Here is a 9,781-nt window from a genome sequence, read left to right on the forward strand (position 1 = left end):
ACGGCGAGGACGGCGCGGAAGCGTTGCGGGCCGGCCCCGCGAATCGAGGTGTCGAAGCCGTTGGGCGTCGGTGCGGAGAGGCGGAGAGGCGGAGAGGCGGAGAGGCGGAGAAGCGGAGAAGCGGCCCGCGATGCGTCACGCGGGCCGTTTGGGCGATCAGTGCGCGCCGGCCTTCGGCTTGCGCGGCGCCTTCTCGAACAGGCGGTCGTAGAGCCAGCGCGGCAGCACGTGCAGCACCTTCGCGACGACACCCATCTGCCACGGAATCACGCGGAACGCGTGCTGCCGCGCGATCGCCCGGGCCGCCCGCGCGGCGAAGCGGTCGGCGTCCATCAGGAACGGCATCCGGTACGGATTGTGCGCGGTCATCGGCGTGCGGATGTAGCCGGGCGCGATCGTCACGACGCCGACGCCGGCCGGCCGCAGCTCGACGCGCAGCGCTTCGAGGTACTTGATCGCGGCCGATTTCGACGCGCTGTACGCGCCGGAACCCGGCAGCCCGCGCACGCCGGCGACGCTCGCGACACCCACCAGCGTGCCGTGGCGCGCGGCCGTCATCGGGCCGACGAACGGCTCGAACGTCGCGACCATCCCGTAGTAGTTGATGTCCATCACGTCGCGGAACGTCGCGAGATCGCCCTGGCCCGTGACGGCGCCCTGGCTGATGCCTGCGTTCGCGATCACGACGTCGGGGCAGCCGTGCGTCGCGATGAACGACGCGGCGGCCGTCGCGAGCGCGTCGGCGTCGCGCACGTCGGCGGAGTAGACGGAGATGGACAGCTTCGGAAAGCGTCGCGCGAACGCATCGAGGGCATCGGTGCGTCGCGCGACGAGTGCGAGCGTGGCGCCCTGGCGGGCGTATTCCTCGGCCATCGCGAGGCCGAGGCCGCTCGATGCGCCGGTGATGAAGACCTTCAGCGGAGTAGTCATGCCGGCGCGCGGGCGGGGATCAGAGCTTCTTGTCCTGAACCTGCTTCACGAGGAAGTCGAGCACCTGGGCGGTACCCGGGATGCTGTTCGCGTAAGCGGGGCCCGTCTTGTACTTGCCCTGGACGACGACCGTCGGCACGCCGTCGATCGCGTAGTCCTTCAGCAGCTTGGCCGACTGGTTCACTTCGCCCTGCACGCTGAACGAGTTGTACGCGTCCATGAACTGCTTCTTGTCGACGCCCTGCGTGGCCAGGAAGTCGGCCTGCGCCTGCGGCGTCAGCAGGTAGTTCTTCTGCTTGTGGATCGCGTTGAAGATCGCCGGCGTGACCTTCTCGGAGATGCCGAGCGCGGACACCGCGTAGAACAGCTTCGAGTGCGGGACGAAATCGTCACGGAATGCGACCGGGACGCGCTTGAAGTCGATGTTGCTGCCCTGCTTCTTCACCCAGGCCTCGATCGTCGGCTCGAATTCGTAGCAGTGCGGGCAGCCGTACCAGAAGAACTCGATCACCTCGACCTTGCCGGCCGGCGCGGACACCGGCTGCGGCGACTTCATCACCTCGAAGTCCTTGCCGGCGACCGGCGCGGCGGGCGAAGCCTGCGCGAGGCCGGCGGCCAGGCCCAGGGAAAGAAGGAGCGTGCTAAGCAGTTTTTTCATGTTGTGAACGTCGAATCAGTTGCTCGGGTTACGGAACGTAACGGGTTCTGAGTGGGCTCGGCCGGTTGCTTACTGCTTCGTGAAACGGATCACCGCCGTGTCGACACCTGCATCGGACAGGCGCTGGCGGGCCGAGTTCATATCCTCGAACTTCGAGAACGGGCCGACGCGCACGCGGAAGTACGTCACGCCGCTGACATCGCGCTTCGACACCTTCGACTCGAAGCCCTGGAAGCCGAGGCGCGCGCGCTGCTGCTCGGCGTCGCCTTCCGTCTTGTACGCGCCCACCTGCAGGAAGTAGCCGGTATTCGCGTCGTTCGCGGTCGGCGGCTTCGCTGCCGCGGCGGCCGTGGCCGACGAGGTCGGCTTCGGCGTGTTCGCGGCCAGTTGCTGCTGTTGCTGCTTTTGTGCGGCGGCTTGCTGCGCCTGCTTCTGCGCGGCGAAGCGTGCGAGGTCGTCCTCGCCGCCTTGCTGCTGTTGCTGCGCCTGCTGCGTCTTCTTCGGCGGCGGCGTGGTGTCGGCCGGCTTCGGCGCGACGGCGACGCCGTTGCCCGACGACGCATTGTTCGACGCGGTCGTGCCGTTCGAGCTGCCGGTATTGTTCGAGCCGCTCGAGCCGTTGGCCGACGGCGGCACTTCGACGATCTGCGGTTCGGGCAGCAGGCCGCCCTGGGTCTGGTTCGCGGCCTGGCCGGGCGCGGTGTTCGGCGGTGCCGACTGGGCGGCCTGCGGCACCGGCTGGCCGGGCGTCTTGCCCTGCAGCGCACGGTTCGGATCGAACTGCTGCGGCTGGCTCGCGCCGTTGTCGGCCGGCGGCGGCGCAACCTTCGACACGAACGGCGACGGGGAACGCGTGATGTAGAGCGCCACCACCACCGCGATCGCGAGGCCGACGATCAGGCCCAGCACGATTCCAAGAAATGTCCCTCCGGCTTGTTTCGATTGTTTCGAAGTGCGGCGTGGTTGTGCCATTGCTTGAGTCACCTGCAAAAAGAATCGTGAAAAGGCTGCGGCGGGCGTCCGACGGCGGGTATCCGACGGCGGGCGCTGCCACGGCCATTCGCTGCCCGGTTCGGGCCGCTTGCGTCGTTACATCTTGGCGGGCGCGGACACGCCGAGCACCGCCAGACCGTTCTCGAGCACCTGCCGGGTCGCGGCGAGCAGCGCGGCGCGCGCATTGCGCGGCGCTTCGTCGTCCACCAGCACGCGCTCCGCATTGTAGAACGAGTGGAATTCACCAGCGAGGTCGCGCAGGTAGAACGCGACCGCGTGCGGCGCCAGCTCGTTCGCCGCGTGCGTAAGCATGTCCGGGTACTCGGCCAGCTTCTGCATCAGCGACGCCGCCTGCGCGCTCGTCAGCTGCGACAGGTCGGCGCCCGGCAGCTGCGCGACGTCGACGTTGTAGCGCGCCTTCAGTTCGTTGAGCACCGAGCAGATCCGCGCATGCGCGTACTGGACGTAATAGACCGGGTTCTCGTCGTTCTGTTTCAGCGCGAGGTCGATGTCGAACACGAACTCGGTATCGGCCTTGCGCGAGATCAGGAAGAACCGCACCGCGTCGCGGCCGCGCGTGATGGTCGCTTCGTCGATCAGGTCGGGCGCCGCTTCCTGGCCCGCCGCCGCGCCGCCCGACCATTCGATCAGGTCGCGCACCGTCACGTAGCTGCCCGCGCGCTTCGAGATCTTCACTTCCTGGCCGTCGCGCATCACGGTGACCATCTTGTGCAGCACGTAGTCGGGGTAACCCTTCGGGATCCCGATGTGCAGGCCCTGCAGGCCGGCCCGCACGCGCGCGATCGTGCCGTGGTGGTCCGAACCCTGGATGTTGATCACCTTCGTGAAGCCGCGCTCCCACTTCGTCACGTGGTACGCGACGTCCGGCACGAAGTACGTGTACGTGCCGTCCGACTTGCGCATCACGCGATCCTTGTCGTCGCCTTCGTCGGTCGTGCGCAGCCACAGCGCGCCGTCCTGTTCGTAGGTCATGCCGGCCTTGATCAGCGCGTCGACCGTCTTCTCGACGCGGCCTTCGCTGTACAGCGACGACTCGAGGTAGTACTGGTCGAACTTCACGCCGAACGCCTGCAGGTCCATGTCCTGCTCGCGACGCAGGTACGTGACCGCGAACTTGCGGATCGCGTCGAGATCCTCGACGTCGCCCGTGCCCTTGACCGGCTCGCCGTCCGACGCGGCGACCGTTTCGCCTGCCAGGAAGTCGCGTGCGATGTCGGCGATGTACTCGCCGTTGTACGCGGCTTCCGGCCAGCCCGCGTCGCCCGGCTTCAGCCCGCGTGCGCGCGCCTGCGTCGAGATCGCGAGGTTGCCGATCTGCACGCCTGCGTCGTTGTAGTAGAACTCGCGGTGCACCGCGTAACCCTGGCTCGCGATCACGTTCGCGAGTACGTCGCCGAGCGCGGCCTGGCGGCCGTGGCCGACGTGCAGCGGGCCGGTCGGGTTGGCCGACACGAATTCGAGCAGCACCTGCTTGCCTTTCTCGCGATCCGACGTGCCGAACGCGCGGCCCTGGTCGAACACGGCGGCGATCACCGCCTGCTTCGCGGCGGCCGACAGGCGCAGGTTGATGAAGCCGGGGCCGGCGATCTCGGCGGCGTCGACGAGGCCTTGCGCGCCCGGCTGGGCGGTCAGGGCGGCGACGATCTGTTCGGCGAGCTGACGCGGGTTCGTGCCGAGCGGCTTGGCGAGCTGCATCGCGACGTTGCACGCGACGTCGCCGTGCGCGGCGACCTTCGGGCGCTCCAGCGTGATGGTCGGGGCGACGAATGCCGCGTCGGCGCCTTTCAGCGCGTGTGCGACCTGCTTGACGCTATCCGCGAGCAGGGCTTCGAGGGTCTGTTTGTGTGCTGGCAGCATGCTGGTAGAAGGCTTCGTTGGTGGCAGCCGGAAACGCCGGCCCGCCGGCGCGCTTTTTAAGCGCGCGTTTCAGGGATCGCAGAATTTTAACAGGTGCTAATATGCCGCTCAGGCGGCCCGCGTCCGCGAGGCCGGACGCCGGTCTGCCGGCGTTCCCCAACCGCGCCGCGCAGGCACAACAAGATGAAAAGGGAATTGTCATGATTACGTTCAAGAGCAAGGCGGCACAGGATCTCGACGTGCTGAAGGATTTCGCCGTGTATGTGCTGGGTCTCGTCGGCAAGCAGCTGGGCGAGCGCGGCGTGATTACGCACGACGAGCTGGACCACGCGATCGCCAAGCTGGAAGGCGCCGTTGCGCAGGCGAAGCAGGAGCGCGCCGAGCATGCCGGCCATTTCCACGAGGACGAAGCCGACCACGCGCACCACGAAGTGCCGCCGAGCCTGGCCCAGCGCGTCGCGCCGTTCCTCACGATGCTGCGCGAAGCGAAAGCCGGCCAGGCCGACGTGCACTGGGGCTTCTGAGCGTCCTTGCCCGGCGGTCCGAAAGGATCGAAAGGCAGAAAAAAGCCCGCTTCCGAGCGGGCTTTTTCTTTTGTCTGACGATAGCGGGTGCCGATGCGCCCGACGAAGGGCCGGTCAGAGCTGCGGCGCAAGCGCGCGGCGCGCGTCGTCGAGCGACAGCGCCATGCGCCGCGCGTAGTCCTCGAGCTGATCCTGTCCGATTTTCCCGACCGAGAAATACGTGCTGTCCGGATGCGCGAGATAGAAGCCCGACACGCTTGCGGCCGGCAGCATCGCCAGCGAGTCGGTCACGCTCATGCCGATCTCGTCCGCGTGCAGCACGTCGAACATGTCGCGCTTCACGAGGTGGTCGGGGCAGGCCGGGTAGCCGGGTGCCGGGCGGATGCCCGCGTACTTTTCCGCGATCAGCGCATCGTTGTCGAGCGTCTCGCCGCTCGCATAACCCCACAGCTCGCGCCGCACGCGCGCGTGCATCGCTTCCGCGAACGCTTCCGCGAAGCGGTCGGCGAGTGCCTTCAGCATGATCGCGCTGTAGTCGTCGTGGTCGGCTTCGAACTGCTTTTCCTTCACGTCGACACCCAGGCCGGCCGTCACCGCGAACATCCCGATGTAGTCGGCGACGCCCGATTCCTTCGGCGCGATGAAGTCGGCGAGCGAGCGGTTCGGCCGCATCACGCCGTCGACCACCGGGCGCACGCTCTGCTGGCGCAGGTTGCGCCACGTGAGCAGCACCTCGCTGCGCGACTCGTCGCTGTAGATCTCGATGTCGTCGTCGTTGACGGTATTCGCCGGCAGCAGCGAGATCACGCCGCTCGCGGTCAGCCAGCGGCCCTGGATCAGGCGCGCGAGCATCGATTTCGCGTCGGAGAATACGCGGCGCGCCGATTCGCCGACGATCTCGTCGTTCAGGATCGCCGGGTACGGGCCCGCGAGATCCCAGGTCTGGAAGAACGGGCCCCAGTCGATATAGTTCGCGAGCTCGTTCAGGTCGTAGTTCTTGAACACGCGGCGGCCGATGAACTTCGGCTTCACCGGCTGGTAGCCCGCCCAGTCGACCTTGGTCTTGTTCGCGCGCGCCTCGGCGAGCGTGACCATCGGCTGCGCCTTGCGGTTCGCGTGCTGGTCGCGGATGCGTTCGTAGTCGGACTTCAGCTCGTCGAGGTACTTCGCCGCGCCTTCGTCGGACAGCAGGCTCGATGCGACCGACACCGAGCGCGACGCGTCGGGCACGTAGACTACCGGGCCTTCGTAGTGCGGCGCGATCTTGACCGCCGTGTGCACGCGCGAGGTCGTCGCGCCGCCGATCAGCAGCGGGATCTTCTTCACGCGGAAGTAGTCGTCGCGCTGCATTTCCGACGCGACGTATGCCATCTCCTCGAGGCTCGGCGTGATCAGGCCGGACAGCCCGATGATGTCCGCGCCCTCGACCTTCGCCTTCGCGAGGATCTCGTTGCACGGGACCATCACGCCCATGTTGACGACTTCGAAGTTGTTGCACTGGAGCACGACCGACACGATGTTCTTGCCGATGTCGTGCACGTCGCCCTTCACGGTCGCGATGACGATCTTGCCCTTCGCGCGCACGTCGCCGCCCGCTTCCGCGAGCAGGCGCTTTTCTTCCTCGATGAACGGGATCAGGTGCGCGACCGCCTGCTTCATCACGCGCGCCGATTTCACGACCTGCGGCAGGAACATCTTGCCCTGGCCGAACAGATCGCCGACGATGTTCATCCCGTCCATCAGCGGGCCTTCGATCACGTTGATCGGGCGGCCGCCGGCCGCGGCGATCTTCGCGCGGACTTCTTCGGTATCCTCGACGATGAAGTTCGTGATGCCGTGCACGAGCGCATGCGAGAGCCGCTTCTCGACCGGCTGGTTGCGCCACTCGAGGTTCTCCTCCTTCTTCGCGCCGCCCGCCTTGAACTTGTCGGCGATTTCGAGCAGGCGGTCGGTCGAGTCGTCGCGGCGGTTCAGGATCACGTCCTCGACGCGCTCGCGCAGTTCCGCGTCGAGCTCGGCGTACACGCCGAGCTGGCCCGCGTTCACGATGCCCATGTCCATCCCCGCCTGGATCGCGTGGTACAGGAACACGGTGTGGATCGCCTCGCGCACCGGGTCGTTGCCGCGGAACGAGAACGACACGTTCGACACGCCGCCGCTCACCTTCGCATACGGCAGGTTCTGCTTGATCCAGCGGGTCGCCTCGATGAAGTCGACCGCGTAGTTGTTGTGCTCCTCGATGCCGGTGGCGACCGCGAAGATGTTCGGGTCGAAGATGATGTCTTCCGGCGGGAAGCCGCACTGGTTCACGAGCACGTCGTACGAGCGCTTGCAGATCTCGGTCTTGCGCGCGAACGTGTCGGCCTGGCCCTGCTCGTCGAACGCCATCACGACGGCCGCGGCGCCGTAGCGGCGGATCAGCTTCGCATGATGGACGAACGCCTCCTCGCCTTCCTTCAGCGAGATCGAGTTCACGATTGCCTTGCCCTGCACGCACTTCAGGCCCGCCTCGATGACTTCCCACTTCGACGAGTCGATCATGATCGGCACGCGCGCGATGTCCGGTTCCGACGCGATCAGGTTCAGGAAGCGCACCATCGCCGCCTTCGAATCGAGCATCGCCTCGTCCATGTTGATGTCGATCACCTGCGCGCCGTTCTCGACCTGCTGGCGCGCGACGGCGAGCGCCTCGTCGAACTGGCCGTTGAGGATCATGCGTGCGAACGCCTTCGAGCCGGTGACGTTGGTGCGCTCACCGACGTTGATGAAGAGCGTTCCGGACGTGACGTTGAACGGCTCGAGGCCGGCGAGGCGCATCATGTGATCGGTCATGGCGGTGCGAATTCTGGTGATGAAGGGCGTGGGGCGGTCGGGTCAGGCGTTGTCGCTGTACTGGTTCGGCCAGCGGCGCGGCTTCACGTCGGCGAGCGCCTTCGCGATCTCGGCGATGTGTTCGGGCGTCGTGCCGCAGCAGCCGCCCGCGAGGTTCACGAGCCCGGCTTGCGCGAATTCCTTCAGGAGCCCCGACGTGACGTCCGGCGTCTCGTCGAAGCCGGTCTCGGCCATCGGGTTCGGCAGGCCCGCGTTCGGGTAGCACGACACGTAGGTGTCGCACAGCTTCGCGAGCTCGGCGATGTACGGGCGCATCAGCGCCGCGCCGAGCGCGCAGTTCAGGCCGAACGTGAGCGGCTTCGCGTGACGCAGCGAGTTCCAGAACGCCTCGACGGTCTGGCCCGACAGGATCCGGCCCGACGCATCGGTGACGGTGCCCGAGATCATGATCGGCAGGCGCTCGCCGGTGTCCTCGAACAGTTCGTCGAGCGCGAACAGCGCGGCCTTCGCGTTCAGCGTGTCGAAGATCGTCTCGACGAGGAACAGGTCGACGCCGCCGTCGAGCAGCGCTTTCGCCTGCTGGTAGTACGACGTATGCAGCTCGTCGAACGTGACGTTGCGGGCGCCCGGATCGTTGACGTCCGGCGAAATGCTGGCCGTTTTCGGCGTCGGCCCGATCGCGCCGGCGACGAAGCGCGGCTTGTCCGGCGTCGCGTATTTCGCGGCCGATTCGCGTGCGAGCTTCGCCGATTCGACGTTCATCTCGACGACGAGATCTTCCATCCCGTAATCGGCCTGCGCGACGGTCGTCGCGCCGAACGTGTTGGTCTCGACGATGTCGGCGCCGGCCGCGAAGTACTGGTCGTGGATCTCGCGGATGATCTGCGGCTGCGTGATCGACAGCAGCTCGTTGTTGCCCTTGATGTCACGCGGGAAATCCTTGAAGCGCTCGCCGCGATACGCGGCTTCGTCGAGCTTGTAGCGCTGGATCATCGTGCCCATCGCGCCGTCGAGGATCAGGATGCGCGATTTCAGCAGCGCAGGCAGAGCGGCGCCGCGCGTGTAGTGCGCGTCGAGCGGGACGGAAGCGGCGAGAGGAGTCGCAGACATGGGCGAAAGACCGGCGAAGACGGGAAAACCGTCATTGTAGCCGGTGCGCATGGGCGCCGCCCGGCCTTGCGCGGCGCCGGCCGGGCCGCCAAATGAAAACCCCCGCCCGGCGAACCGGGCAGGGGCATGATCGGAGTGCTCGCGGCGCCGCGTCGATGCGCGGCGAATGGCCCGGCCGCGCGAGGCGCCGGGCCGCGGGACGTCAGTGCAGTACGACGGGCATCATCATCAGGCTGTCGAATTGTCCGAGGAATTCGTCGACTTCATCGAGCGACGGTTCATCTTCGATCAGCTGCTTCACGTGTGCGCGGAATCGTTCGGCAAGTTCGCCGTCGATGAAGATCTCGCGCTGCGCGTTCTTGTCGACGATTTCGTATCCGCCGGCATTCATCAGGTGGTGGCCGGCCTGCGGCGCGAATTCGACGACGCAGTAGTTGGGGCTGTTGTAGATCATTTGCATGGCGGCACTCCTCTTCGCAGTGGCATCTGGCCTTGTTGTCCCCTAGGTGGGGCGAGCCTTGCCGGTTTCAAGGGGCTTGCGCTGCACACCCCGTTCCCGTTTGCGTGGGGTGTATCGGTTAGAAGCCGATGTCTATGAAACGTTTCCCATTGTCGACCGGTGGACGGAAATAGTTGTTAAAGAGTGTCATCGGCGATTTCACGGAAATCTGTAATCGGTCGAAATTGCCGAATCACGCGCATTCGCGTGCGAGTTCACTGTGTGACAGGTGATGTGACAGGCGAAGACGCGGGCGGTGCAGCCGGCTGTGCAGCCGGCGGTTGCACGGCGGCGGGCGGCGCGGGTTGTGCCGGTTCGGCGGCCGGTGCGGCCGACGGTTCGGGCGCCGGTGCAGCG

At 66.7% G+C, this 9,781-nt stretch carries 9 protein-coding genes; 1 reads left to right on the top strand and 8 read right to left on the bottom strand.

From position 1 onward, the window contains the following. Positions 1-156 precede the first annotated feature (156 nt). The 4 genes from L810_RS33250 to argS all read right to left on the bottom strand — a co-directional run bounded on the left by L810_RS33250 (position 157) and on the right by argS (position 4,459). Positions 157-930, bottom strand: coding sequence for an SDR family oxidoreductase (locus L810_RS33250; protein ID WP_021162605.1), 774 nt, complete (start codon positions 928-930; stop codon positions 157-159). 19 nt (positions 931-949) lie between these two features. Next, complete coding sequence (locus tag L810_RS33255) at positions 950-1,588, bottom strand: thiol:disulfide interchange protein DsbA/DsbL (RefSeq protein WP_021162606.1); 639 nt, start codon at positions 1,586-1,588, stop codon at positions 950-952. A gap of 69 nt (positions 1,589-1,657) precedes the next feature. Next, on the bottom strand, positions 1,658-2,560 hold the full coding sequence (locus L810_RS33260; protein ID WP_021162607.1) for an SPOR domain-containing protein: 903 nt from the start codon (positions 2,558-2,560) through the stop codon (positions 1,658-1,660). A 117-nt stretch (positions 2,561-2,677) separates the two neighbouring features. Beyond that, positions 2,678-4,459, bottom strand: a complete 1,782-nt coding sequence (argS, locus tag L810_RS33265; RefSeq protein WP_021162608.1) for an arginine--tRNA ligase — start codon at positions 4,457-4,459, stop codon at positions 2,678-2,680. Between the two features lie 200 nt (positions 4,460-4,659). Here argS and L810_RS33270 point away from each other — a divergent pair, with 200 nt between their 5' ends. Then, positions 4,660-4,983, top strand: a complete 324-nt coding sequence (locus L810_RS33270) for a DUF1840 domain-containing protein (protein ID WP_006489103.1) — start codon at positions 4,660-4,662, stop codon at positions 4,981-4,983. 114 nt (positions 4,984-5,097) lie between these two features. Here L810_RS33270 and metH read toward each other — a convergent pair whose 3' ends face one another. The 4 genes from metH to L810_RS48775 all read right to left on the bottom strand — a co-directional run. Continuing rightward, positions 5,098-7,815, bottom strand: coding sequence for a methionine synthase (gene metH, locus L810_RS33275; RefSeq protein ID WP_021162609.1), 2,718 nt, complete (start codon positions 7,813-7,815; stop codon positions 5,098-5,100). Between the two features lie 42 nt (positions 7,816-7,857). Continuing rightward, positions 7,858-8,925: a homocysteine S-methyltransferase family protein gene (locus tag L810_RS33280; RefSeq protein WP_042977166.1), complete on the bottom strand. Its 1,068-nt coding sequence runs from the start codon at positions 8,923-8,925 to the stop codon at positions 7,858-7,860. Positions 8,926-9,127: 202 nt separating this feature from the next. After that, a complete protein-coding gene (locus tag L810_RS33285) occupies positions 9,128-9,385 on the bottom strand; it encodes a BTH_I0359 family protein (RefSeq protein ID WP_006477667.1) in 258 nt (85 codons plus the stop codon). A 198-nt stretch (positions 9,386-9,583) separates the two neighbouring features. Then, a partial coding sequence (locus L810_RS48775; protein WP_218921748.1) for a hypothetical protein occupies positions 9,584-9,781 on the bottom strand: 198 nt, incomplete at its 5' end.

It is taken from the genome of Burkholderia sp. AU4i, from assembly GCF_000466765.1.
In the GTDB taxonomy this organism is placed as follows: Bacteria; Pseudomonadota; Gammaproteobacteria; order Burkholderiales; family Burkholderiaceae; genus Burkholderia; species Burkholderia cepacia.

What these genes read in the sequence shown, in the direction of transcription:
- L810_RS33270 (WP_006489103.1), top strand. Translation starts at nt 4,660, where the DNA reads ATGATTACGTTCAAGAGCAAGGCGGCACAGGATCTCGACGTGCTGAAG.
- L810_RS33280 (WP_042977166.1), bottom strand. Translation starts at nt 8,925, where the DNA reads ATGTCTGCGACTCCTCTCGCCGCTTCCGTCCCGCTCGACGCGCACTAC.
- metH (WP_021162609.1), bottom strand. Translation starts at nt 7,815, where the DNA reads ATGACCGATCACATGATGCGCCTCGCCGGCCTCGAGCCGTTCAACGTC.
- L810_RS33255 (WP_021162606.1), bottom strand. Translation starts at nt 1,588, where the DNA reads ATGAAAAAACTGCTTAGCACGCTCCTTCTTTCCCTGGGCCTGGCCGCC.
- L810_RS33260 (WP_021162607.1), bottom strand. Translation starts at nt 2,560, where the DNA reads ATGGCACAACCACGCCGCACTTCGAAACAATCGAAACAAGCCGGAGGG.
- argS (WP_021162608.1), bottom strand. Translation starts at nt 4,459, where the DNA reads ATGCTGCCAGCACACAAACAGACCCTCGAAGCCCTGCTCGCGGATAGC.
- L810_RS33285 (WP_006477667.1), bottom strand. Translation starts at nt 9,385, where the DNA reads ATGCAAATGATCTACAACAGCCCCAACTACTGCGTCGTCGAATTCGCG.
- L810_RS33250 (WP_021162605.1), bottom strand. Translation starts at nt 930, where the DNA reads ATGACTACTCCGCTGAAGGTCTTCATCACCGGCGCATCGAGCGGCCTC.